Source organism: Vibrio gigantis, from assembly GCF_024347515.1.
Taxonomy (GTDB): domain Bacteria; phylum Pseudomonadota; class Gammaproteobacteria; order Enterobacterales; family Vibrionaceae; genus Vibrio; species Vibrio gigantis.
On record NZ_AP025493.1, the window covers coordinates 1,263,840 to 1,289,960 of the forward strand.

Below are 26,121 nucleotides of genomic sequence, written 5' to 3' on the forward strand. Positions count from 1 at the left end.
ATGGCTTATTCACGCAACCCGACACAAACGTTCAAACCTAAGAGCGGTACTGTTAGCGCTCACCAGCAAGCAAAAAACACACTTTTAGGCTTCGTCACTCTCTCGTTAGTTTTTACTGCTCTGTTATTTTCCGGAAACACCAAAGCTTCAGCTGTCGATGATTTACACAAGCGTGGTCAGGGTGAAATGAGTTACCTGTTTTGGACTCTCTACTCAGCCGAGTTCTATACCGCACCCTCGACTTCAGAACGTGCTTTGAAAATAGAGTACTACCGAGCGATAGAGAGTAAAGATTTGGTCGAAGCTACTGAAGATCAATGGAATAAGCTTGGCTACCCTAATAGCAATATTAAACGTTGGTTAGAGCCGCTCTACTCAATGTGGCCAAATGTAGAAGAAGGAAGCACGCTCACCATCCGTGTCGCTGAAGATAATGTAAGCCGTTTCTACTTTGATGAGCAACCTATTGGTGTCATCCAAGACAAACAATTCGGCGATGCTTTCCTTGCTATCTGGCTTTCTGAAAACACATCCGAGCCTGACCTACGCAAACAACTTTTAGGTTTGAACAAATGAATCCAAAAACAACACAGTTAAAGTTCGTTCTGTCGATGCTTTCTCTCACTTGGTTAGTCGGTTGTGGCTCTGCAAATCTAGAGAACCACGTAGACACTACGCCAGAACTCAAGCTCGAAACCTTCTTTGATGGAGAGCTAATGGCTTACGGTATGGTGCTCGACCGCTCTGGCAACTTGTTAAGGCGCTTCGATGCCAAACTCATCGCTACGTGGGAAGGCAATAATGGTGAAATCAAAGAGTGGTTCTCATTTGCCGATGGTGAACGCTCAACCCGAGTTTGGAACTTGATAAAAACCGGCGACAACACCTACTCAGGCACCGCTAATGATGTGATTGGAACGGCTTATGGGGAGACTCAAGGCTCTGCTCTGTACTGGAAGTACAACCTAGAAATCGAAGTAGATGGCAGCACCTATGAAGTGGTACTCGATGACTGGATGTTCTTGATGGACGATAAACGATTGTTCAACAAGACTGAGATGTCCAAGTTCGGCTTTAAGGTCGGTGAGGTCATCTTGTACATAGAGAAAATTTGATTGAGCTTCCGTTTCTGATCCTCCATTTCAAATCAACAACGACAGTACCAACTAAGCAGCCCACAACGAAAATTGTGGGCTGTTTTGTTGAATCCTTCGAATAGCATACCTGCATGCTCGACCCTCTGTGCTAAGATGCGCCACCAGCATACAAATGGGCTAGACTCATACTCAACAGTCCCTGTTTGTTTCGCTAAGTGTAGAATCCCTACCATGAATAATTGAAAAGGCTTTAAAGCATGAGCAAGTTAACCTCAGCGGAGCGTAAAGCTCGCGACAATGAACGTTTCTCACAACGCGTAAATGACCGCAGAGAAAAAGGTGAAGACGTAGTTGCTTACGCGCTGACTAACAAAAAAGCTGTAAAATTCCTGACTAAGTCAGAGAAAAAACGTTTCAACGAAACGAAAGCGACTCTTCAAGAAGAGAAGCGAGTTAAAGAACAAGAAGAGCTTAATCGAATCGAAGACGCGTTCACGATCAAACAGTTCGACGACGAATAATCACTTATGATTACTTAGAAGCGCTGGCTCAAAGCCGGCGCTTTTACTTTCTTACGAACTTCCCTCTCTCGATACGAATTCATTTACCCTTTCACCGCTCTCAGCCCTACAGCTCAGCCTATCTCTCAAGCCATCCATCAACTTTAGCCATAGATCTCAGAAAAACTCGACTCAGCCCCTTACTATCTCGAATCAACTCTACAAATTTAAGACAATATGATTTTAATTACCGGATCAAGCAGCGGTTTAGGCGCAGCGCTCGCGACACAATACGCTAACACGGCAACAGACGCTCAACGCATAGCCATTACAGGTCGCAACGCACAACGTTTAGCAGAGGTAGCGAAAAAGCTCCCAACGAATACCATTAGCCAAGTGTCGGACCTCTGTGACCCGTACTCAGTGAGCGAGATGCTTGATGCATTGCCTGAAACACCCAAGCTGGTGATTCACAGTGCTGGCAGTGGCTACTTCGGTAAGATAGAACAACAGGACCCTGCAGCCATCAGTGACATGCTGAAAAACAACATCGAGTCTTCCATCTTTTTGATTCGCGAGCTTGTGCAGCGCTACAAAGATCAACCTGTCACCATTGCTGTGGTCATGTCGACTGCCGCCCAAGGCGCTAAAGCGGAAGAGTCCACCTATTGCGCTGCTAAATGGGCCGTGAGAGGCTTCATCGAATCAGTAAGATTGGAGTTAAAAGGTTACCCGATGAAAATCGTTGCCGTCTATCCCGGCGGAATGGCGACCGAGTTTTGGGGAACAAGTGGCAAAGCGATGGATACCTCAAGCTTTATGACCGCTCAAGAAGCCGCTCAGATGCTGCAACAGGCATTAACCAGCACAGAGCATGGATTCGTATCTGATATCACGATAAACCGCGGTTAACGGTTAAAGAGAGCTGCGAACAGGTAAACAGAACTATTCAGCTAATTATTTGTGAGGGTGAGCATGAAAGTGTGCGACAATGCTCGGCGTAAATTCATATTCAAGGTTTATTATGAAACTTCTAGTTCGTAACCTATCGCGCTCTACTTCTGAGCAAGACATCCGTGTGCTATTTTCTGAGTTTGGCTCAGTAAAAGAGTGCAGCCTAGTTTTAGACCAAGAAACTGGCGACTCAAAAGGCTTTGCTTTTGTTGAAATGCCAGAGCACGAAGAAGCTAAAGCGGCACTAAACAAGCTGAACATGACTAAGCTTGGCAAAAACACGATTCGTGTAAAAGTAGCGAACTCTTAATCGAGCCACGCTTCATAAGCCACGTGGCTTAGCTTAATGCAGCACAGATGATAAAGCCCGTAACGATATTCCGCTGAAAAAGCATAATATCGTTACGGGCTTTTTGCTGCTCGCGATTCTCTTTTTACAACACGACTGGCTTACTTAAGGCTCACGTTTATAACCCTTCATGTTCATCAATCGCACGTCTTGCTTCGGCCATTGAACACCCAGACTCCATCACCAACTGAGCGACCGTCATCGAGGGTGTCGCAACCAACAGCGATGCCAAACATACCACCGGCTTAGGCAGTACCTTGTCTATCGCAATGGCGATCCAACCGTCTTTTTCATGGGTGAGCAAGGCTTTAAATTCAATAAGTTGATGATCTTGAGCGACCAGTAACCAATTACGCGAACGACGAACTCGTTTCAACTGACATCCACATTCCGCAGCATTCGCCATCACTTGGCTTTTATCACTCACACGATGTACAAAACTATTCAATGGGACGCTAAACATAACTCTCTGCCAACCAACCTCTATCAATCATTGAAACACTAATTGCTCGTCACTCAGCACTTCAATCACAACTCAATAAAACCGTGAGTAGGATTACACAGACACAAAAAAACCGCCAGTGATGCACTAAGCAGCCTCGCGGTTTTTCGTTCTGTAGAGCCTAACGCTCGATATCAGCAGCAGCTTTTTGACGCGCTGCTATCACAACAAGTTGAACTAACTTGGTTTCCTCGCGTAAAACCATCAATTGCGTTCGCTAAAGCAGTAAATGACCGCTCTATATTGTCTCGCGAAGTGGCGATGTTCATTCGCATAAAATGATAACTTTCAGCACCAAACCAACCGCCCGGCGTTAACCCCATCTTAGCCTGCTCAAACACCACATTCTTTAGCTCTTCTTCCGAGAAACCTAACTCTGAGAAATCAAACCATACTTGGTAAGTCCCTTGTGGTTGGATCACTTTCAATTGAGGAATACGTTGCTCGGCAAATTGAGTGACCCACTTAATCGTGTCTTGTAGATACACCAACATTTCGTCTAGCCATTCTTCACCCTGTTCAAAGGCAGCAATCGTCGCAAACGTCGTTAAAGCATTACCATGGTCAAGATACATCGCCGCCACGTTGGCTTTAAACGCTTCAAATAGCTCATTGTTGTTGGTGTACACATAGCCATTTGAGATGCTGTGCATGCCGAAGGTTTTCGCCGGAGAGCCAATCAAGGTGATGACCTTGTCGTAATCAAAGCTGGTCAAACTCGTGAAAGAGTGGCCTTCAAAGATAATGTCTGAGTGGACCTCATCACTGATGATCAACACATCATGGCGCTTAGCGATCTCGATAACTTGCTCAATTTCTTGATGTGTCCACACGCGACCTGTTGGGTTGTGCGGGTTACAGAAAATCATCGTCTTCACTTTTTGTTCGATGATCTGTTGTTCCATGCCGTCGAAATCAATGCGGTAACCTTGCTCATCCTTAATAAGTGGGCTCTTCACGACCTTGCGGTTAGCTTTGTTCACTAAGTTAGAAAACTGGTGATACGCCGGCGTATGAATAAGCACACCATCGCCTTCGTTGGTGAATTGGCGCAGTAGCAACGCGATGCCAGAAAGCACACCCGGCACCTGCACGAACTTATCAGCCGAAAGGTTCAAACCATGACGCTTTGAGTACCATTGAGAAAGGGCCTCAAACACCGCTTGCTCATGAAACTCATAAGAGTACACACCACGTTCAACCAAACGATTAAGCTCTTGAGTGATCGGTTCCGCTACCTGAAAATCCATATCGGCAACCCAGTATGGGAATACATCTGTGGTGTTATAAATGTTCTGTAACATCTGCGGTTTGCTTTTGATAAACGCATTCTCACCGTAGTTAGATGTACTCTTAAACGCTGTCATGGAGGAGCCCTCAATAGGTTGTTCGGTCTTTTTTGCAATCAACTAGACTGCATGAATACCCTTAAGACGATGGCAAAATCAAAAAGACGAAACTTTTAGAAAATAATCTGAACAATACAAATTAATCTCATATCTCTACCTTTATCTCCGTCTTGACCGAATTAGCGATAAAGCAATTCTTGTGTGCTAAGTGGTGCAGCTTGTCGAGTTGAGCACGGGTTGGAACCTTGCTACCAATAAACACAATCTTAGGGCGCAGTGTCACTGTAGTTACGGATGAACGGCCTGACTCATCTTCCTCAAGCACACCAATCGCATCATCCACATAAGAGTCGATCACGTACTTCTGCTTAGCCGCAATGCCCAAAAAAGTCAGCATGTGGCAGCTAGAAAGTGCCGCGATAAAGGCTTCTTCTGGATCAACATTCGCTTCAACCGACAGCGGTAGTGGCACAACATGAGGAGAAGACGAAGCAGGTACAGTAACACCACCATCGAATTCCCATGTGTGGCCGCGGCTGTATTGATTGTCGCTAAAAGCTTCATCTTCCGCTTTTTGCCAGCGAATGACCGCACCATATTCAGACATAAACATTTCCTTTTTAATGCTCAATAAATTAACGGTCAGCAGGGTGATTAACACCGTCGTTGGTGACCACACCGCCAATATCAAAAGGGTTTACCCCTTCCAAACAACCAATGTTAAATCCATATTCATTTGGACTTGAACGGCGCTGATGATGAGTATAAATACCGCAGTTCGAACAGAAGTAATGCTTCGCAGTATTGGTGTTGAATTGATAAAGCTTGAGATGCTCTTCACCTTTCACGATCTTGATCCCATCTAAGGCCACAGAGCCGACTATCGCGCCTTTACGACGACAAATGGAGCAATCGCAACGGCGTGGCTTTTCGATGCCGTTAGGTAAACTGAGCTCAAGTTCCACCGCACCGCAGTGACAAGTTGCCTTGTGCAAAGGTTGGATAACCGTGTTACCGACTACTTTCATTGTTCTCTCCAATCACGTCCTTGTTTTAGAGCTAGCATAGCGAGATCCAAGAAACGTGTCCGTAACCTAGCTTTTAGAATGAACAATTGCTTGAAATGCATCAATAAGCTAACAACATTTACTCGATCGTGAAAAGAACGAGGGCCAAAGAAAGCACCTAATATCAATAAAATCCAATGCCTAAGTGCACCTTCCCCGTACATTAATAATCCTTAATCTAAGCACAACCCGCCCTTAATCCTTATGCCAGTAAGCTCGTTCCATTAATTAAAAATCGGAAGAGGATTTAAAGTGAACATACTGGGATATTTACAAAAAATAGGCAAAGCACTCATGGTGCCGATTGCCGTTCTCCCTGCAGGTGGTTTGATGCTAGGGCTAGGGTATGCAATAGACCCAACAGGTTGGGGAGCCAATAGCGCACTTGCCACCATATTGGTGTATGGAGGCAAAGGCATCATGGATAACCAAGCTTGGTTATTTGCAGTGGGTGTGGCTTATGGTTTAGCGAAAGATAACAACGGTGCAGCGGCGCTTTCTGGGCTTCTCGGACTACTGATTATCGAAATGATTGTGGGCAATGTCGCGGTAATTTCACAGATTACTGGGGTCCCTGTCGAGCAAATGACAAGCTCGGAGATCATTGCTTCAGAAGCCTCGGTGAGTGCATTTACAGGCATTATCATGGGCTTGGTGGCTGCTGCATTATATAACCGGTTCCACACAATCAAGCTGCCTGCAGTGCTTGGCTTCTTTGGCGGAAAACGCTTTGTTCCAATTGTCACGTCTCTTGCCGCTATCTCAATCAGCTTAGTCATGGTGTACGTGTGGCCAGCCGTTTATGGCGCACTTGTCGACTTTGGTATCGCTATCTCGGAAATGGGGGCAGCCGGCGCTGGTCTATACGGCTTCTTTAACCGATTGCTGATTCCTGTTGGTCTTCATCACGCTTTAAACCAAGTATTCATTTTCGACCTAGTTGGCATCAACGATATTTCTAAATTCTGGTCGGGTACGGGTGAACTCGGTGTAACGGGCATCTACCAAGGTGGCTTCTTCCCTATTATGGGTTATGGCTTACCAGCGGCTTGTCTGGCTATGTACCACTGTGCGAAACCAGAAAACAAAAAGAAAGTAGGCGGAATCTTAGGTGCATCGGCACTGACGGCTATTTTAACCGGTGTAACTGAACCGATTGAATTTGCCTTCATGTTTGTGGCTCCCGTGCTTTACGTTATCCACGCGCTCTTGGCTGCACTTTCACTTTACATCGCAGCAAGTATGCAGTGGATTGCTGGCTTTACCTTCAGTGGCGGTTTAATTGACTTTGTATTGTCGTACAACCTTCCTCTCGCTATGAAACCATACATGCTAGTACTACAAGGCCTGTGTTTCTCAGCGATTTACTACTCAGTTTTCCGTTTTGCGATTCTAAAGTTTGACTTGAAAACGCCGGGGCGTGAAGACGCAGAAGTTGCTGAAGTAAGCAACGTAACCTCTAACGAGAAAGCAGCTCTGTATCTTAAGGCTCTTGGTGGACACGCCAACCTAACCAGCATCGATTCATGCATCACTCGACTGCGCCTATCACTTGAGGACGTAAGCATTGTCGATGAAGCAGCACTCAAAGCCATCGGCGCTATGGGCGTCGTGAAAATTGGAGCGAACAACCTTCAAGTGATTATTGGCACAGAAGCCGAAGAGGTTGCTCACGCAATGAAGCAAATTCCTGCGAACCAAGACTTAAATGAAGTAGCTCTACCAAGCTAAACTATCCAGTTATCGGTAAGTTCTAGAAAGCAGAAAATACAAAGGCCAAAGCACGATGCTTTGGCCTTTTTCGATAAAGGGCTCGTTGATTTTCATCTTTCTGCGGTACCGCAACTAGAGCGATTTAATTCGATAATTAGACAGTGAAAGCCAAGTTTGGCTTAACGGGAAAAGTAAAGGCGAGCTCGTAACCCAGGGTTATTGTCTCTCATGATCAGGTGCGCATGATGGCGCTTCACTACAGCGTCCACTAAGGATAACCCCAACCCATTACCAAACTCGGTCCGACTCTTGTCTGCACGATACATAGGACGGCATACATTCACTTTATCGCTGTCAGAAATACCAATTCCATTGTCTGATACCGACACGCCAAACAGATCAATCACCACGTCAATTTCCCCCTTATCAGGGGTGTACTTCACCGCATTTTCAACTAAGTTGAATACCGCCCTGAACAGCAAACTTTTATCTCCCACAACTTCACACGCTTGGTCTTGCCTAAAAGTCAGTTTTTGTTGCTTCATTTCTGCCAATGGGCTAACAAATTCAATCGCATCTTGGGCGATTTTTCCAAGATCCACCCGCTCGGTCGCTATCGCCATCTGCCCGCTATTTAACTTGGCGATCTCAAGCATGCTATTAAACAGCGACAAAATAAGTTCAAGTTCATCATGACAAGCGGAAAACTGCTCCTGATGTTCGGCCGTTAAGTTGGAATCCGATAAGACTTCCTCTAATCGCAACTTCAAACGAGCCATGGGAGTGCGCATGTCATGAGCCATCCCAACAGTCAGCGACTTCAATGACTCTTCATTTTTAGCCATCTGCTCGATCATGAAATTAAGGTGGATAGCGAGAATATCGAATTCGTCATCTTGTTTAGAGACCGCTATTTTGACCTCTCTTTCGCCACATAGAACACGATTCATCGCTTGGTTTACCCGCTCCAAGCGTTTTGATATCAGCACAGTAAAAAACAGCGCCGCAATCAACATCACCGCGATAGGCAGGACAATGCCCGAAAAAACAATGGGAATAAGGGTATTTCGATACTCTTCAACCGCTTTGGGGTCGATACCAATGACAAGACGATGCGAGTCACCAACAAGAATGTCGGTGGTCTCTGACAAGGTATATTTTGCTACTGGATAAGTAGATGTTGCAGTAGAAGGAGCAGCGCGCTCTGTCAGATGGTAATAAAATTGCGTATTTGAGGTTCGCTTAGCCGCGAGCAGCTTTTCAACGTCAGCTTTGCTCTGTTGGGCAACATAGCTAAATTCCGAAGACTCATCTTGCAACTGCTTGACCAGTTGTTCGCGGTGAAAAGCATCCGAGTTCTTATAAACCTGTCTGATCACAATAACGTTAATCACTGTAACCAGAACAAACAACCCAACTAGAGTTTTAAATACGGAAGAGCGAGTAAGAGAGTAATCATCGACGAAGGACATAACCTGCCCCTCTCACGGTGTGAAGTAAATCAGGACAACCGGCGTCTTCTAATTTGCGCCTGAGATTAGCGACATGAACATCAATCACATTGGTCTTAGGATCAAAATGATAACTCCAAATAGCCTCAAACAAGCGCATTCTCGATACCACTTGCTCGCTATGCTCAACAAAATATTGAATCAGTTTAAACTCTTTAGGTTGCAGCAAAAGCTCTTGGTTTTTGCATGTTACTCGATGTGCTCGTAAATCAATTTCTAAGCAATCATAAGCCAAGGTATTGTCGTTAGAAGGCTGCCTTTGAGTTCGATTAATAATAATGTCGACGCGGGCGATAAGCTCGGCAAGAGCGAAAGGTTTAATCAAGTAGTCATCGCTACCAGCCTGTAAACCGTTCACACGGTCTTCTACGCTGTCCATGGCGCTGAGTATCAGCACGGGTAAATGCTCTTCTGTCGCTTTAATAGCAGATAGAACTTTCATGCCGTCTAGATACGGCAACATACGATCCAGAATCACCAGTTGATACTCTGAGCTCAAGGCCATCATTAAGCCCTTTTTGCCATCTTCAGCTTGATCAACCGCATAGCCATGCTCTTCAAGACCTTTAGCAACAAATTCTCTCGTGGTGGTGTCATCTTCGATGATAAGTATTTTCACTGATATCCCTCTTTATCGACGCTAAATTTTACCGTAAACGAAAATCCGATCGTCAGAAAAAAGAAAGGCTCGCATGACTAATGCGAGCCAGATGCGATTTAGGGGGTAAATCGCAATTCGGTAGTAATGTTCGGTGCTCACGATAGAGCTTCAGCTTTAGTATGTGTGCATTGGCATTGATATTTCATTTTCGTTTTATTAACAATAATTAATCTCTGGCAGATAAAAGCTTCTCATAACGGGAGTAGAGATCTATCTACGCTCAATACCGAGCACATAGCTCAAAGTAACTTATCTCTCCGTCATCGTATCAAACCGCTCAAACAGAAAATCTAAGAACAAGCGAATACGCTTCGGCTGGTACTTCTTGCTGATGTACACCACATTCAAATCAGCACTCGATACGCTCATCGAACTATTAAAGTTCTTCATGTAGCCATTAAGCAGAGTCACAAGGCGTTGGTTATTGATGTCGTCCTGCACATCCAACACCGATTTAAGCGCAATACCCTCGCCTTTCAGTGCCCAGTAGCGAATCACTTCACCGTCGTCTGAGAATCGCTTTGGCACAACAGTGATAGACTTCTTCATGTCATGATCTTGGAAGTGCCATGTCTTGAGTTCTTCATTGCTACGCAGCATTGCCAAACAGTCGTGCTCAACCAAGTCTTGTGGCGTCAACGGCGTCCCGTGTTTGGCGAGGTATTCAGGCGAGGCACACAACACGCGGCGACTTGGTGATAAGCGTCTGGATATCAAACTACTGTCGACCAACTCGCCATAACGGATCACGATATCCATGCCGGATTCTGCAATATTCGAGAGATTATCGTTCAAATATAGGTAAGGGATAACGTCTGGGTACTGCTGACAAAACTCAGACAAGATTGGCAGGATGTATTGCTTGCCGATGTCTTTTGGCGCGGCGATTTTTAATGGGCCTTTGACCTCTTTGACGCCATTTTGAATCAGGTTTTCAGCCTCACTGACATTATCTAAGATCTCCAGACACGCCTTGTGATACAGCTCGCCTGAGTCAGTCAAAGACACATGTCGAGTACTTCGATTTAACAACTTCACACCATATCGTTCTTCAAGCGCCTGAAGTCTTGCTGTCATGGTCGCAGGAGAAAGCCCCAACTCTCGCCCTGCCGCCGCTAAACCTTGATGTTTCACAATGCTGACAAACATCGCCATGTCTGAAAACTTATCCATGCTATTCGTGCTCTCGCTCTATTGTTCATTTAAACCGAATAATGAATTTATATTTTAGCCAATTATCAAATTTAGTCGAATAAATATAATGACAACCATCAGCAGAACACGCAGGAATTCAGAACATGAACAACGAGCTTACAAACCAAGAAAAGAACACTTTCGTCATCATTGGTGGCACGTCTGGTATCGGTAAGGCACTAGCGATGCAACTAAGAAACGAGAGCAACACGGTACACATTGCTAGCCGACATACCGGTGTCGATATCACTAACGAGAAGTCGCTCTGTGATTACTTCGAATCGATTGGTGCTTTTGATCATTTAATCATGACTGCAGGCTCATACGCTCCGGCAGGAAAAGTGACCGACGTTGCTATCGAAGATGCAAAAACAGCATTTGATACCAAGTTTTGGGGCAGCCTAAACGTTGCTAAGCACGCTGCACGTTACATGACACCAAACGGTTCTATCACGCTCACCACTGGCATGTTGTCACGCAAAGTCGTTGCAGGCACTTACGTTAAAACCGCCATCAACGCCGCGCTAGAAAGCGTGACTAAAGTGCTTGCGAAAGAGCTATCACCGATTCGAGTTAATGCAGTCAGCCCCGGCTTAACCATGACAGAGGCATACAAAAACATGGACGAGTCAGCTCGCACAACCATGTACGACAACGCCAAAAACAACCTACCCGCAGGCAAAGTGGGCGAGCCTTCAGAGATCGCTATGGGTTACCTGTTTGCGATTAATAACCCATACGTGACTGGCTCAATCATCGATATCGATGGCGGTGCGCAGCTCGGTTAGAACCCCCGCAGAGACACTAAGAACAATCGTTAGGGCGTATATCGAAACGCCCTAACAAACAGAATTAACACAGGTACTTCACTATGAAACAAGAAAACGTCCACCAAGAAAAGATTCCATTCCAAGTTTGGATACTGACACTCGCAGCTTTTGCCATTGGCACCGCTGAATTTGTTATCGCAGGCATTCTTCCACAAATTGCGACCTCCCTTTCGATCACCGAAGGTCAAGCCGGATACCTAATCAGTGCCTACGCGTTGGCTATCGTTATCGGTGGACCAATCTTAACCATCTACCTTGCTCGCTTTAATAAGAAGATGGTGCTGATTGGGCTAATGGCACTGTTCATCATCGGTAACGTGTTGTCGGCCTTAGCGCCAAGCTACCCATTACTACTGGCAAGTCGTGTTATCGCAGGCTTAGTTCAAGGTCCTTTCTATGGTATCGGTGCGGTTGTCGCAACCAACTTAGTGTCTGAAAAAATGGCAGGCCGAGCCGTTGGCCAAATGTTTGCAGGCTTAACACTCGCCAACGTTCTTGGCGTTCCCGCTGGTACATGGGTTAGCTTGCAATTCGGTTGGCACACCACCTTCTTTACCGTGGCAGCGCTTGGCACCATCGCAATGATTTCTATCCTGACATCAATTAAATCTACGGGTCACAGTGAAGCGAAAGACATCAAAACTCAGCTTTTAGCATTCAAAAATCCAATGCTACTGATTAGCTTAGCGATCACCGCTTTTGCTTGGTCTGGCTTCATGACGCTTTACGGCTACCTTGCGCCAATCGCCATGCACATCACAGGTTACAGTCAAGAATCAGTGACTTGGATCTTAGTGATTGTGGGTGTCGGCTTAATCATCGGTAACACCTTGGGCGGACGCTCTTCAGATAAAAACCTAGGCAAAGCTTCAATGTTTTGGGCTGTCGCGATGATCGCTTCATTAGTTGTGGTTGGCCTTGTAATAGACAACAAAATCCTCTTCGTTGCAGCTGCATTTGTCTTTGGTATTGCATCATTTGCGAACGTTCCTGCCATGCAACTTCGAGTAATGAACCACGGTGGCGAAGGGCAAGAGCTCGCAGCAACAGCCAATATTTCAGCGTTTAACTTAGCCAATGCCTTCGGTGGATTCCTTGGCGGCATGGTACTCGACAGCCAACTAGGCGCAGGAATGATTCCATTCGCAGCCGTTGTTGTCCCTGTTATTGGCTTGCTGCTTATTGCGAAAGCCAACAAAGCTGAAAAACCACAGAGCAACTCGATCTTCAGCCCAGCGGAAAGTAAGTAATTCTGCTTATAGCTAAAACCAAAACCATTAAGACCACATGATTCCAACAAGGTAGATACCATGAACAAATTATTCGAAACATCAGAACTAAAAGGCCTAGAACTGCAAAACCGTGTCGTTATGGCACCTATGACACGCGCTCGTACTAGCCAACCTGGCAATGTGCCAAACGATATGATGGCGACCTACTACCAGCAACGCGCCAGTGCAGGACTAATCATCACCGAAGCAACGCAAATATCAGATGACTCTCAAGGCTACTCATTCACACCCGGCGTTTATACCGATGCACAAATCGAAGGTTGGAAAGGGGTAACAACAGCCGCTAAAGAACAAGGCGCCGCGATATTCTGCCAACTATGGCATGTCGGTAGAGTGTCTCACCCTACCTTCCAAAAGGGCGAACTGCCGATTGCACCGTCAGCTTTGGCACCAATAGAAACTCAGGTTTGGATTTCTGATGAGAATGGCAACGGTAATATGGTCGACTGCATTCAGCCAAGAGAAATGACTCAAGCTGACATCGATCGTGTGGTTCAAGATTTTGCCCACTCAGCGAAAAAAGCGGTAGAGGCTGGCTTTAATGGTGTCGAGATCCACGGCGGCAATGGCTACCTCATTGATCAATTCTTAAGAACCAACTCAAACAAGCGCACCGACAACTACGGTGGCAGTCGTAAGAATCGACTTCGCTTTCTGATTGAAGTAGTAGATGCCGTGATTGAAGCGATTGGTGCGGATAAGGTGGGTGTGCGTTTGGCTCCATTCATCACCTTCAAAGACATGAACTGCCCAGATATCGTGCCAACAATTTTAGAAGCTTCAAAAGCACTGCAAGAGCGAGACGTTGCTTATCTGCACCTATCAGAAGCCGATTGGGATGACGCACCTGTTATCCCAGAAAGCTTCCGCATCGAACTAAGAGAGTTATTCTCTAACACCATCATCGTCGCAGGTAGCTACACGCCAGAACGCGCCGAAGAAGTATTAAATAAGGGCTATGCGGATCTCGTCGCTTTCGGTCGCCCATTCGTAGCAAACCCGGATCTCGTATCGCGTCTACAAAACGGCAGCGAACTATCAGAACTCGATGGCGCGACTCTGTTTGGCGGCAACGAAAAAGGTTATATCGATTATCCAACGTTGTAGTTACCAAGCACTAAACAAACATCAAGCCTGCATGATCTCTGCAGGCTTTAATGTCTAGAAACGTGATCGAATCGATACCTTTCCACACTCAAAAATCCACTTGCACATTTTCATTTAAACCACTGTTATATTTGAACTTTACATGAAAAATAAATTACAAAAACATCAATAATAGTTCCAATTTAAACGGATAAATGAGGACTCTCCATTGTTCAACGTAGGACAGGTTTACAATCGACGCGCAGATATACACGGTCATTACAAAGGTCAGCAATATGGTGGTATTGCTACGCCGACTGCTCACCCATATGTATTTATCTTCACTAGCGATGCAGGAGAAGAATTTGGCTACGCTGATGGTTTTAGTGCAGACGGCACTTTCCGATATACAGGAGAAGGGCAAGAAGGTGATATGAAAATGGTTAAAGGAAACTTGGCCATCTTTGAACACCAAAAAAACCTCAAAGAGATACTCTTATTTGAATCTGTCTCAACTGGTTTTGTAAGATTCGTCGGTGTATGCAACTACATCTGTCATCATATCGAACAACGCCCAGACAAAAATGACCAACTCCGTAATGCAATAGTTTTCCATCTAGATATCGTCCCGCAAAGTGTCGGCAATACCATTCAAACACCAAAAGCTTCATACCTTACCAAGCCAACTAAAAGTAAATCATTGAAGCAATTACGAGACATCGCTTTAGCTTCAACGCCACTTCAAGCTGACCCCAAAGAACAACTTACGCATGTGAAATACCGCAGTGAAGCAATTAAGCTCTACGCAAAGAAACGAGCAAATGGGATTTGTGAAGGTTGTGGAGTACCCTCGCCTTTTGAGACCAAGTCAGGTCCCTACCTCGAAGTTCATCACCTTACACGGTTAGCTGATGGTGGGGCTGATTGCCCAGAAAATGTGATCGCACTTTGTCCGACCTGCCACCGTGAAGCCCACTACTCAGTGGAAGCTGCAGATTTCAATGCGAAACTCATCGAGAAAGCACTAAAGATTGAAGAGCAACTGTTGTAAAAATTTCCTACAGGCAAAAGAAAGGCTCGCGTGACTAGTGCGAGCCTTATGCAGTTTAGGGGGTAAACCACAATCTGATATTAATTTGGGACTAATTATTTAACTTATGAGCCAGTATGCACTTGTGCGCATTGATATTCTATTTTTAAATGATTCACTGCAATTAATCAATCGATAAAAGTTAACGTTTTGTCAATTTAAACCACATAAATAACAGTGGTTTAGTGAGTACTGTCTAGAAAATCGCCATAATCCCCATATAAATCAGATCTATAGACTTCTCATTTGCCAATAACCTTCACCATTAGTTGCGAGTTGACGGTGTAAGTAATCGAGCGTATCCGCGACCGTTCCTGCAATGCCTTGTGGTGGGTTGAATAACAACAAACCGCTGCCGATTAAGCGGTCATCCCCTTTAGGATCGCGAAGTCGAAGCTCCGACTTAATTGGGCTTGGTAGCAAGCCATCTTTCACTGCTGTCACGCAATGATTGAGAATAAGCGAGCTCTTATCATCCGTGTAGAGCGGGTACCAAATCAGAGCAGACACTTTCTCCGACTGCTGATACGCCTTAACCAAAGCATCAATCACTGCGAGATATTCAGCATCGGTTTCATAGGGTGGGTCGATAACAATCAGATGATGATTATCGTGTTTTGCCACATCATCTGGTAGCGCTTTAAGCCCGTCACCCGCAGTAATAGTGAGCTTGCTTGAGACATCAAGATCGCGTTGCAACTTCTCAATATTGGCTTGCAATAAATCGGCTTCATCTTGCTGAATATCTGAAAAATAGAAGCTATCTTGGCTGCGGCCTTGTTGATAGGTAATGGCTGCCGAGCCGGGATACAGCGTGATAAGTTGATTAGGGTTGTAGTATTCCAGCACCGACATAAAAGAAGAAAATGACTCTGGCAAGTAAGCCTTATTTCGCCATAAGTACCCAACCCCTTCTGCAAACTCACCCGCATGGTTACTTGGCGCAGTGGTTAGGTCATAACACCCTGTACCTGAGTGTGTGTCGATAACATTGAGGCGTGAGTGTTGCTGCATTAATGATTTAACAAGTGCACTCAATACTGGATGCTTGAGTGCATCCCCATGATCGCCTACATGACATTGATGTCGATATTCCATTCCCTTGCCTCATTTCTACTAACGTCATATAAACATACTTCATATCACACGCTGTTGCCTATTCAATCCATCGTTTTTTGAAATAGACTCTCTTTTCTCTAACTTATTGACTCTTATATAAAAATAAAGCCCCTCGTTTTATTACAAACGAAAGGCTTTATTGGGCTCAATCACTGAGTTTTGGTGCTATCTAATAAGATAAATCTAAGGGTATTCGCCCTCAACTTCGACTACTGGCTTAACTTGGTAGTGACAAGGCTGTAGGCCAAGTAACTTAGGCAGTGTGATGCCGACAGAAACTGAAGACCACGTACCGCTGACAATACCAACCACCAGTGCAATAGCGAACCCTTGCAGTGCCGCGCCACCAAGTAGCCAAAGCGCTGATACAGTGATTAGCGTTGTACCTGAAGTCACCATGGTGCGTGAGAAGGTCGCTTTAACTGATTCGTTAAGCAGGTTATCTGTATCACCGTTTGGATTACCACGTAGCATTTCACGCACTCGGTCAGCAATGATGATCGAGTCATTGAGTGAATAACCGAGAATGGCTAACACGGCCGCCAATACGGTCAGATTGAACTCGAACTGAGTAAAAGCGAACAAACCCAAGATAATCGTAACGTCGTAAATGATCGCCGCCAGAGCACCGAGTGCCAAACGCCATTCAAATCGAACACTCAGATACAGCATGATCATTAAGAAACACACCAATACCGCCAAGCCACCTTGGTCAACCATGTCTTGACCCACTTGAGGGCCAACCACGCTGCTGTTAAGCACTTGTACTTGGTCGCTCACCGATGACAAAACATCCACTAGGTTAGGCTGAGGTGCATCCGTCAATTGGCTGTAACGCAGTGTCCAGCGGTCTTGTTCTGCCATACCAACCACTTGCACGTCTTGTTGGAAAGCGGCATCAAGTTTTGTTTTTAAATCGTCTTTAGTTACTTGGTCAGAAAGCTGAACTTCGGCAACCACACCGCCAGTAAAGTCCAAGCCCCAGTTGAAACCTTTCACTGCCACAAGCATCACAGAGCTCATGAACAGCACAATAGAAATCACAGACATCACCTTGCGAAGGCGAGTCATATTGCTGTCTGAAATAGTCATATTTGAAATACTCATGCTTAAATCCTTACATCATGGCGCTGGTCGCGCCCCCAAACCAAGTTGATGATTGCTCGTGAAGCAAAAATACCCGTAAACATACTGGTTAGAAGGCCTAGGCCCAGTGTCAGAGCGAAGCCCTGAATTGGTCCATTACCAATGGTATACAGAGCCACAGCAACGATCATGGTGGTGACGTTAGCATCGAAAATTGACGAGAAGGCGCTATCGAAACCACGATCGATAGAGCTAGCAAAGCTTCGTCCTTCTTTCATCTTGTCTCGAATACGCTCGAAGATAAGCACGTTAGTGTCTACCGCCATACCGACAGTCAGTACCAAGCCAGCAATACCTGGCAGAGTTAATACCGCACCCGGCAACAGGGCAATCAAGCCAAACAATGTGGTCATGTTAACCACCAACGCACAGTTCGCGACCCAACCAAGACGGCGGTACCATAGCGCCATAAACGTGAGAGTAAGACCAAGGCCAAGAGCCAAAGCAGCAAAACCGTTAGTTACGTTTTCTGCCCCCAGAGACGGGCCAATGGTACGCTCTTCAATGATGGTAACAGGCGCGGTTAATGAACCTGCACGCAGCAGTAGAGCAAGTTCTTGTGCTTCCGCCATGCTGCCTGCACCTGTGATTCTGAAGCGGCTACCCAATTGAGATTGGATGTTCGCAACACTGATTACTTCACTGGTTTTTTCGCTGTTACCGGCTCTGTCACGGCTGTATTCGCTGTAAACAGTCGCCATTGGCTTACCGATGTTATGACGAGAAAACTCAGACATTTTCTTACCACCAGCGGAGTCCAGCGTGATGTTTACTTCTGCGCTACCCATCTCACCAATGCCACTACGAGCATCGATAATGTGTTCGCCGCTCAGCACTGCTTTGCGAGCAACAACCACACGGTTGCCATCGGTATCTTTTAGCGTTTGAGTGTTACGCGTAGCGTTATCGTAAACAGAGTAGAACGCCAATGATGCCGTTGCACCAATCACGTCTTTCGCGGCTGCTGGGTCTTGTACACCCGGAAGTTCGATACGAATACGGCTTTCACCTTGGCGTTGAATCGACGCTTCTGTGATACCTAGTTCTTCAATACGGCTACGCATGATTTGCAGGTTTTGTTGAACCGTTAGGTTACGTAGCGTTCTTTGCTCTTCTTCAGACTGAGTTAACGTTAGCGATTTATCTGAACGGTCACGTTGCCATAGTGGGAACTCTTCACGAATCAGTTTTTGTGTTTTATCGAAATCAGCGTCTGTGCGGAAGTCAAACTGAACTTGGTTGTTCACCACTTTGCCGCGTGCATAGCGTACTTGGCTGGTGATCTCGTCCACCACAGATTGAGCTTGTGCGTGGTAAACCGGTTCCATGTCTACTTCGAGTAGGAACTGCACACCACCACGTAAGTCAAGGCCGAGCTGAATCGGCGCGAAGCCCATGTCAGTCAGCCATTTTGGTGCTGCAGGCTCCATTGCTAGCGCTACCGTTGCCTTGTCTAGAAGACGTTCGTTAAGCACTTCCTTGGCCTTCGCTTGCTGTTCTGCATCTTCCAAGATCACCACTAAACGGTTGTCTTTTTGAAATGCAGATTTAGCTTGGATGCCTTCGCTCGCAAGGTATTGGGTAATTTGGCTTGCATCGATGGTCTGTTCAGAACGATTGTTAATTTGAACCGATGCATTCTCGCCATACCAAGAAGGTAAAGCACTCAGAACCATGATGATGATAGTGGCGATAAGTACCACGTATTTCCACTTTGAGTAGTGGTTAATTTGTTTTCTTGGAATGCGTTTTTTCACAGTCAAGATCTCTTATTTTAACTAAGTTTTGCGAACGCGAACGATAGCTAACCGCAACCAGACCAAACTGATTGAACGGCAGCAGAGTACATTCGCGAATTGTTTTTGGGATTGGCTAGAGCAACGGATACAAGGGATCGTCGATGCGACCAATCAGGGTCAAACGATTAGCTAAGAAGTTCTCGGAAATGCGAGTATTGGATGTTGCCCTCTTTCCACCCCGAAAGCCGGGAGGACGGAGAGCTCACAATACTGGTCCAGTGCTGCTTGGAATCCAACAACGGTGTATTGAAAAGCAGAGAGGCCAGTAGTGAAGGGGGAGAGAAGTCAATCAGTAGATGATAAGCAGGCTCAAGATCGGGCACGCTTTCTTGTTCATTACTGAGCATACGTCTGAAGTTTACTGCTTGAAGGCTAGACTCAGTATCGTGATAGTTAGAACTGTCACCAGAAGGAACAGTGCCAAACTGAGCCTTATCGCACTCTAAGTAGCTCGACGGATTATCCGTAGCGGCTTGTTTACACAGGTCACTCTGTGAAGATTGCTCTTGAGCCGAGTAGATTTGAAATGGCTTAGAAGGAAACGAATAGCCGTTAGAATTCACTAAGCCAAAGCTCAGTAAAAACAACATTAAGACTAATCGGGTACCCAGTTTAAGCAATCTAATATCCAAACAACATTCTCGTAGATCGTCAATCTACAATACAAATGAAACGCTGTCTTGATTTAAAACATTTTTTTAGAAAATGATTCGATGCAACCGATTAAGCGTCATCGTTCTAAAGAAAAGAAAAAGCCAAGCAACAAGGCTTGGCTTTCAATTACGTATGCGTCCAACTCTTATCGTTATGACGTTTTATAGCTATTACACAGTATCAAAGCGATTAAACTTCAGGTCGCATGATGTTCTTAACCTTACGGCTATTTTCACCAAAGATACGTTGTACTAACTCATTCATCTGTTCTGTTGAAATTGATCTCGCCACTCGCTCAACTTGAGACAAAGCTTCGATATCGTAACCATGAAGTAGATAACGAGACACATACCACGCTTGGTCGATAGAGCTCATCTCAAGAGGCGTGAAGTCAGCTTCAAACTGCTTCACTGCTGCTTGCATTTCCTTTTCAGAAACGCCTTGTAGGAGGTCTGCAATCACCTTATCAATCGCCACCTCGACTTGATCGACATTTTCTGGCGCTATCATCGCACCAATAACCCATTCATTACTCAACTCGCTGTCTGTAGACGCCGAATACGTATAAGGCGAGTAATCCAAGCTCAACTCTTCACGAATATAAGTATCTAAACGAGTCGCTAGCAAACGTTGCAGTAAATCTTCCATGAAAACATCTTTTGCCGACATTTTAACTTCAATATTAGACTCAGAGATAACTCGTAAGACGTACTCTGCGCTATTCACATTGTTAATCGCTAAATCAATACGTGACTCTAATGGCTCGTTGTAAGCCACTTTAAACTCAGGTACCGCCGCTTTTTTCAATGGAATAGAAGCCAAGTACTGCTGAACCAAAGGCTTCAATACACTTGGGTCGATGTCACCCACGATCACTAGTTGGTTGTGTCTCATTTGACCAAACAGCTGCTGATGAAGGTTATCGACATCTTCCACTGAAACCGCTTCAACACGCTCTTTATCAACAAAAAGGTGACTACTGTCCGGACTGTAGATATTTTGATTTATTGCGCGCTCAAACTGACCGACGGGGCTACTCAATAAAGATTCTTGTCCCTGTACAAACTCTTGCTTGACTGCCTCTAACTGCTCGGGATTAATTTTAGGTGCAGTGATAAAGGTATAAAGCGCAGCAAACGTATCTTTAAGCCCATCTTTTTTAATATTAAATTCGATACCATGGCGAGTATTGCCAATAAAAGAATCCGCTCGAATATCTTCACGGTCAAAATACGCTAGAAGTTCAGATCCCGTAAATTCACCGACACCACTTCGAGCGAACGTAGGTAACGCAACCTCAACGGCGGGGTATAAGCTCGGATCCAACGCGGCTTTTCCACCAAGGCTCATGTACATCACACCAACATCATCACCTGCAACATAGTCACGCAAGTACCACATGTCGATACCATTACTTAACGTCCACTTTTGGATGTATGGGTCTACGGACATTTGTTCAGCAAGTACAACCTCACCTTGCGAACTAGGGACAGCAAAAGCACTGGCTGTTCCAATCGCGATCGGCGGAATTCCCGCCTCATTATACGTGGTTCTAAAACTATCGAGAGAGTTGACGACCGCAGTTCGATCTTCAGAGTCGTCCATGCCAATAACAAGGAAGTAATCATCAGAGAGCAAGTTTTGGATGTTGTCGTTAATCGCTTCAAGGTTTAGGTTTGCAATGAAGGTTTCCAAACTCGCTTGATAATCTTTCTGTGATTGGACAATTCGCTCAGTCACAAGCGTACTCGCTTTGTAGTTCGCGTGTTCAACGCTGTCCATTTTATCCCAATCATGCTCGATGTTATCCAACAAGTCTTGGTAGTAATGCTGCTCGCCGACGATATCCGTTTTCGACACGCCAAAGTCACGCAGTGATGCCAATGTAGAGAGTAACTCTTGTTGGATAACTTCACGACCGCCAGCCGGAAACCCAACACTTATTGACGAATAGTTCAAAGAGCCCATTCGATAGCTATCAGACGCTATCCATTGAGTCGGCAGTGCGGCATCATTGAATACCGCTTCTAATCTTTGTCGAATCAATTGTTGAGCAGTTTCATCCAACCAGCGTTGATGCTGCTGAGCATGATTTTCAACTCTATTTAAACCTCGGTTAAACGTTAAAGTAATGCTTGGTGCTTCTCTTCCTGCATACTCAACATAATTACCTTCATTGAACGAGGTCACTTTCTGTTTCTCTGGTCTCGGCGTGTCGCCACGCTCCCAACTAGAAAACTTTTCTTCAATGAGTGGAATCACGGTTTTGATGTCCACATCACCAGAAACGACCAGCTCGACTATTTGAGGTTGGTACCAAGTCTGATAAAAGTTAGTGATACCTTGAGGAGTGGCATTAATAATCGACGATTTAGTCCCTAATGCATCTTGAGATTCGTACGGACCTCCTTCAATGAAGTGATCATAAAATATCTCTCCAAATGACTTATCATCGAGGCGAGCCATACGAAACTCTCCAAGAACCACGCCTTTCTCTTTTTCAACTTCTGAACTTGATAGATCCAGACCATCACCAATGTCACGCATCCACGTTAGAGCAGACTGCAATTGGATGTTATCTGGCAAATCTAACTGGTAGACCGTCTCTTCATAAGAGGTGTAAGCGTTAATATCAGCACCAAAGCTAGCACCTGCATCTTCGAATAGACGAATCACATCATTTTCAGAGAAGTTCTTACTGCCATTGAATGCCATGTGTTCCAAGAAGTGCGCGTAGCCTTCTTGCTGATCAGTCTCTTGAATCGAACCCGCGTGAACGACTAAACGTACAGATACCGATGCTTCATGATCTGGATAAACATGATAGGTAAGGCCATTTTCTAGCTGGCCTGATCTCCATGCCGGATCCGGCTGGATTAAGTTTTCGGTGTTTTTTGGTGTTGAGCTACAGCCAACCAAAGTTAGGCATAGAGCCGTCGCTAAATAATATGTTTTCATAACAACCTCTTAATGTCATTCATCGACAATATACAGATTGAGTTAATGATTATTATTTAATATTGAACCGGGTGAGTATCTTTGTGATCTGGATCTTTATTTTATAAATTATCGAGCGATATGTAAGATCACTGTATTCATTTGAATTAGCGTTTTAATAAGAACCTATCACATCCCTTTAAGCTAGTTCTCTACATCCCCTTAAACAGCGCTTGCGAGGCACTGTTTCTGAGTGGTTTTGCCAAAACTCATCAAGATTCAGCGCAATAAAAAAGCCAAATGCTTGAACATTTGGCTTCTAAGTGAATTCACATATAAAGGGTAGAAGCGGCTTTCAAGAAAAACCACTCACCTAACTAGATTTAACTTTGTGGTCTCAACAAATTCTTCAACTGATAGCTGTTATCACCAAAAATTTCTTTCGCGTACTCTGTCATATCTTGACTAGAAATTGAGTCTGCCGTTCCCTGTAGATCAAACAACGCCTCAAAACCATAGTCATGAATGAAATAACGAGAAATAAACCAAGCTTGCTGAGTGGGCTTATATTTTAGTGGAGTAAGGTCCGCCACAAGCTGCTTAGCTGCCGTTCGAGTCTCATCTTCAGAAATCCCTTTTGCGGCTTCAACAATGATCTCATCAATCGCCTGCTCAATTTTATCTGAGTTTTCTGGAGCAGTTGAAGAGCCTATTAACCAGTCATAACTAGGCTCACTGTCTTGTGAGACCGAGTACACATAAGGCGCATAATCCAAACCTAACTCTTCACGAACATACGCTGTTAGACGGCTCGACAATACACGCTGAAGCATATCGTCCATAAACACATCTTTTGCGGTTTTATCCCGAGCTTGCTGGGAAATCACACGCAATAAATACTGACTGCTGTCTTCATTATTGATGGATATATCCATTCGTTCTTTCGAATCAGTACTATAAGCCACCTGATACTGAGGAGACACAGCGGCTTCTAATGGCAGTGAAGCAACATATTGACGCACAAGAGGCTTAATTTCAGCTGGATTAATATCAGCAACAATAACCAATGTGTTGTCTCTTAACTTTTGGAAGAGTTGATGCTGAACGTCAAGTATATCTTGCGACGTAACAGCCTTAATATCGTCACTTTCAAGCATCATGTGGCGGCTGCTTGTTTGATAGCTATTTCGATTAACCATCTGAATAAACTGACCAACTGGCGTTTCTAAATATGCTGTACGATCTTGAGCAAATTCAGACTTCACAGCCTCAAGCTGATCACTGTCTATTTTAGGTTCGGTTATAATGGTGTGCAGCGCAGCTAAACCCTCTGCGAGCGTCTTTTTCTTAGCGCTTATCTCAAAGCCATGATGAGTAAAGTTGATGAAAGGATAGATTTCAATGTCTTCGCGTCTCAAATGAGCAGTTAACTCCGAACCGCTAAATTTACCAACACCGCTACGAATCGAAGCTGGCAGGGCAATCTCTACAGCTGGAAACAGTGAAGGATCCAACGCCGCTTTCCCCCCCTCACTTGCATAGTAGACCCCAACACTATTACCAGCCTCAGAGTTACGGAGATACAAAACTTCAATGCCATTGCTCAATGTCCATTGCTTCAAATTAGGATCGTCACTCACCTGAACTTGCTTTACAATTTCGCCTTGAGACGCTGGCACACTAAACGCCGAGCTTGCGGTAACGAGCAATGGCCTGTTACCTGTCTTTTTGTAGGCTTTTCTGACACCTTTTAGCTCGTTATTCATAGCCTGCAAGTCTTCTTTAGAAGATAAACCTAACCCCAAAATATATGGGCTAGAAAGTAAATCATCTAAATTATCATTTACGGCTTCCAGATCCGTACTCGAAAGAAACGCTTTCAAACTCGATTTATAATCAAGCTGTGATTGAACCGTCTGGTTGATCACCAGCGCCGTCGACTTACCGTCAGCATGAGCTACTGCGTCCATTCTCGCCCAGTTAGCCTGAATGTCATCAAGGTTCGCTTGGTATTGCTGTATCACACTCGTAAACTCATATTCGCTCACACCATGATCACGCAATGAGGCAAGAGTAGAAATAAACTGCTGTTGGCTTTGCTCTCGACTATCGACAGGAAAGCCAACCGTAGTAAGGGAATACCGTTGGTAATCTAAGAAATAGGGAGTCGAAGCAACCCATTGCACTGGCAATGCAGCGTCAACAAAATCTGAATTCAACCTTTGTTGGATGAGTTGTTGAGCAATATCATCTAGCCAAAGCTGATGTTGTTGCTCATGGCTCTGTGTCACTCTTTGCCCACGCTCAATCACTATCCCGATGCTCGGTGGCTCGCTCCCAGCTCCATACGCCACAAAATCTTGAGTATTGTAATCCGTTGACTGGTTTTTCACGGGTAACGGTGTTGTACCTCTTTGCCAGCCAGAGAAACTTTCTTCAATCAAAGGGATCACTTCTGCCAGTGTGATATCACCAGAGACAATCACCTCGGTTAACTGGGGTTGATACCACGTTTGGTAAAAGTTATTTAGTTCTTGAATATTCGCATTAGAAACGGATTCTTTATTACCAATGGGATCGTTGCTTTGGTAATTCGTGCCCTCAACCATGTGATCGTAGAACTTAAATGAGAGAGGTTTATCTTCAACTCGTGTGTGTCGAAACTCCCCTAATATCACTCCTTTCTCTTTTTCGATCTCATCTCCTGACAGCAGTAAACCATCGCCAATATCTCTAAACCATGCCAACGCTTTATCTAGATTCTTATTGTCGGGTAGATCTAACTTATAGAGGGTTTCTTGATAAGAGGTATAAGCATTCAAGTCAGCACCAAAACTAGCACCAGACTGCTCAAACAACGCTACTACATCGTTTCCTGAAAAATTTTTGCTGCCATTAAACGCCATATGCTCGACAAAATGGGCATAACCTTTTTGCTGCTGGCTCTCTTGAAAAGAGCCAGCATGCACCAGTAAGCGTACCGATACTGGTTGTTCTCGGTCAGGGTAAACATGGTAGGTTAAGCCGTTGTCTAATTCGCCTGTGACCCAGTATGGGTCAGATTTCAATAACGTCTGTTGCTGAGGAGTAGAAGTGCAACCTAGCAATGTGGAGCTCAATACGATGACTAAATAGTTTGCTTTCATAACGATCTCTTTGAAGGGCTTTACCCCAATATATCCGATCGCAAAAGTGTAATAATTCTACATTAAATCAAACGACTAAAATTTTAGAGTCACTCGATATAACTATGAAAGTGTTTGATTTATAA

At 44.9% G+C, this 26,121-nt stretch carries 23 protein-coding genes; 10 read left to right on the forward strand and 13 right to left on the reverse strand.

Features of this window, described 5'->3' with window-relative positions; all coding sequences use genetic code 11:
- The 5 genes from OCV56_RS21740 to OCV56_RS21760 all read left to right on the forward strand — a co-directional run bounded on the left by OCV56_RS21740 (nt 1) and on the right by OCV56_RS21760 (nt 2,861).
- Nucleotides 1–576 carry a chalcone isomerase family protein gene (locus tag OCV56_RS21740; RefSeq protein ID WP_086714604.1) on the forward strand — a complete coding sequence of 192 codons (576 nt, stop codon included), beginning with the start codon at nt 1–3 and terminating at the stop codon, nt 574–576.
- Nucleotides 573–1,115, forward strand: a complete 543-nt coding sequence (locus OCV56_RS21745) for a DUF3833 domain-containing protein (protein WP_086714605.1) — start codon at nt 573–575, stop codon at nt 1,113–1,115. Before OCV56_RS21740 ends, OCV56_RS21745 begins: the two co-directional genes overlap by 4 nt.
- Before the next feature lie 239 nt (nt 1,116–1,354).
- Nucleotides 1,355–1,618: a DNA polymerase III subunit epsilon gene (locus tag OCV56_RS21750; protein WP_086714607.1), complete on the forward strand. Its 264-nt coding sequence runs from the start codon at nt 1,355–1,357 to the stop codon at nt 1,616–1,618.
- A 216-nt stretch (nt 1,619–1,834) separates the two neighbouring features.
- Nucleotides 1,835–2,509: an SDR family NAD(P)-dependent oxidoreductase gene (locus tag OCV56_RS21755; protein WP_086714608.1), complete on the forward strand. Its 675-nt coding sequence runs from the start codon at nt 1,835–1,837 to the stop codon at nt 2,507–2,509.
- A gap of 112 nt (nt 2,510–2,621) precedes the next feature.
- The gene (locus OCV56_RS21760; RefSeq protein ID WP_017057644.1) at nt 2,622–2,861 is read left to right on the forward strand and encodes an RNA recognition motif domain-containing protein; all 240 of its coding nucleotides are present in this window, start codon (nt 2,622–2,624) and stop codon (nt 2,859–2,861) included.
- Between the two features lie 157 nt (nt 2,862–3,018).
- Here the strand turns inward: OCV56_RS21760 and OCV56_RS21765 are convergent, their stop codons facing one another.
- The 4 genes from OCV56_RS21765 to OCV56_RS21780 all read right to left on the reverse strand — a co-directional run bounded on the left by OCV56_RS21765 (nt 3,019) and on the right by OCV56_RS21780 (nt 5,779).
- On the reverse strand, nt 3,019–3,363 hold the full coding sequence (locus OCV56_RS21765; RefSeq protein ID WP_086714609.1) for a ribosome recycling factor family protein: 345 nt from the start codon (nt 3,361–3,363) through the stop codon (nt 3,019–3,021).
- A gap of 173 nt (nt 3,364–3,536) precedes the next feature.
- A complete protein-coding gene (locus OCV56_RS21770) occupies nt 3,537–4,769 on the reverse strand; it encodes a MalY/PatB family protein (protein WP_086714610.1) in 1,233 nt (410 codons plus the stop codon).
- Nucleotides 4,770–4,896: 127 nt separating this feature from the next.
- Entirely contained in the window at nt 4,897–5,358 is a 462-nt protein-coding gene (locus OCV56_RS21775) for an OsmC family protein (RefSeq protein WP_086714611.1), read from the reverse strand.
- A 28-nt stretch (nt 5,359–5,386) separates the two neighbouring features.
- Nucleotides 5,387–5,779, reverse strand: a complete 393-nt coding sequence (locus OCV56_RS21780) for a GFA family protein (RefSeq protein ID WP_086714612.1) — start codon at nt 5,777–5,779, stop codon at nt 5,387–5,389.
- A gap of 291 nt (nt 5,780–6,070) precedes the next feature.
- Between OCV56_RS21780 and nagE the strand changes: the two genes are divergently transcribed.
- Nucleotides 6,071–7,549, forward strand: coding sequence for an N-acetylglucosamine-specific PTS transporter subunit IIBC (nagE, locus tag OCV56_RS21785; protein WP_086714614.1), 1,479 nt, complete (start codon nt 6,071–6,073; stop codon nt 7,547–7,549).
- A 161-nt stretch (nt 7,550–7,710) separates the two neighbouring features.
- Here the strand turns inward: nagE and OCV56_RS21790 are convergent, their stop codons facing one another.
- From OCV56_RS21790 to OCV56_RS21800, 3 genes are all read right to left on the reverse strand, one after another.
- The gene (locus OCV56_RS21790) at nt 7,711–9,003 is read right to left on the reverse strand and encodes a sensor histidine kinase (protein ID WP_086714615.1); all 1,293 of its coding nucleotides are present in this window, start codon (nt 9,001–9,003) and stop codon (nt 7,711–7,713) included.
- Nucleotides 8,987–9,661, reverse strand: coding sequence for a response regulator transcription factor (locus OCV56_RS21795; protein ID WP_086714616.1), 675 nt, complete (start codon nt 9,659–9,661; stop codon nt 8,987–8,989). Before OCV56_RS21795 ends, OCV56_RS21790 begins: the two co-directional genes overlap by 17 nt.
- A gap of 291 nt (nt 9,662–9,952) precedes the next feature.
- Nucleotides 9,953–10,876 (reverse strand): LysR family transcriptional regulator, encoded by a 924-nt coding sequence (locus OCV56_RS21800; protein WP_086714617.1) that lies wholly within the window; start codon nt 10,874–10,876, stop codon nt 9,953–9,955.
- Between the two features lie 125 nt (nt 10,877–11,001).
- Here OCV56_RS21800 and OCV56_RS21805 point away from each other — a divergent pair, with 125 nt between their 5' ends.
- The 4 genes from OCV56_RS21805 (at nt 11,002) to OCV56_RS21820 (ending at nt 15,156) form a co-directional block, all read left to right on the forward strand.
- Complete coding sequence (locus OCV56_RS21805) at nt 11,002–11,685, forward strand: SDR family oxidoreductase (protein WP_086714618.1); 684 nt, start codon at nt 11,002–11,004, stop codon at nt 11,683–11,685.
- A gap of 83 nt (nt 11,686–11,768) precedes the next feature.
- On the forward strand, nt 11,769–12,977 hold the full coding sequence (locus OCV56_RS21810) for an MFS transporter (RefSeq protein WP_086714619.1): 1,209 nt from the start codon (nt 11,769–11,771) through the stop codon (nt 12,975–12,977).
- Nucleotides 12,978–13,037: 60 nt separating this feature from the next.
- The gene (locus tag OCV56_RS21815) at nt 13,038–14,126 is read left to right on the forward strand and encodes an alkene reductase (RefSeq protein WP_086714620.1); all 1,089 of its coding nucleotides are present in this window, start codon (nt 13,038–13,040) and stop codon (nt 14,124–14,126) included.
- 208 nt (nt 14,127–14,334) lie between these two features.
- The gene (locus OCV56_RS21820; protein ID WP_086714621.1) at nt 14,335–15,156 is read left to right on the forward strand and encodes an HNH endonuclease; all 822 of its coding nucleotides are present in this window, start codon (nt 14,335–14,337) and stop codon (nt 15,154–15,156) included.
- 270 nt (nt 15,157–15,426) lie between these two features.
- On the opposite strand, the gene rlmJ is transcribed toward OCV56_RS21820, so the two are convergent.
- From rlmJ to OCV56_RS21850, 6 genes are all read right to left on the reverse strand, one after another.
- Nucleotides 15,427–16,293: a 23S rRNA (adenine(2030)-N(6))-methyltransferase RlmJ gene (gene rlmJ, locus OCV56_RS21825; RefSeq protein WP_086714622.1), complete on the reverse strand. Its 867-nt coding sequence runs from the start codon at nt 16,291–16,293 to the stop codon at nt 15,427–15,429.
- A 204-nt stretch (nt 16,294–16,497) separates the two neighbouring features.
- Nucleotides 16,498–17,421, reverse strand: coding sequence for a protein translocase subunit SecF (secF, locus tag OCV56_RS21830; RefSeq protein ID WP_086714623.1), 924 nt, complete (start codon nt 17,419–17,421; stop codon nt 16,498–16,500).
- Between the two features lie 2 nt (nt 17,422–17,423).
- Nucleotides 17,424–19,223: a protein translocase subunit SecD gene (secD, locus tag OCV56_RS21835; RefSeq protein ID WP_086714624.1), complete on the reverse strand. Its 1,800-nt coding sequence runs from the start codon at nt 19,221–19,223 to the stop codon at nt 17,424–17,426.
- A gap of 161 nt (nt 19,224–19,384) precedes the next feature.
- Nucleotides 19,385–19,849 (reverse strand): hypothetical protein, encoded by a 465-nt coding sequence (locus tag OCV56_RS21840; RefSeq protein ID WP_086714625.1) that lies wholly within the window; start codon nt 19,847–19,849, stop codon nt 19,385–19,387.
- Between the two features lie 253 nt (nt 19,850–20,102).
- On the reverse strand, nt 20,103–22,871 hold the full coding sequence (locus tag OCV56_RS21845; RefSeq protein ID WP_086714626.1) for a M16 family metallopeptidase: 2,769 nt from the start codon (nt 22,869–22,871) through the stop codon (nt 20,103–20,105).
- Nucleotides 22,872–23,233: 362 nt separating this feature from the next.
- Nucleotides 23,234–25,996 carry a M16 family metallopeptidase gene (locus tag OCV56_RS21850; RefSeq protein ID WP_086714627.1) on the reverse strand — a complete coding sequence of 921 codons (2,763 nt, stop codon included), beginning with the start codon at nt 25,994–25,996 and terminating at the stop codon, nt 23,234–23,236.
- Nucleotides 25,997–26,121 lie beyond the last annotated feature (125 nt).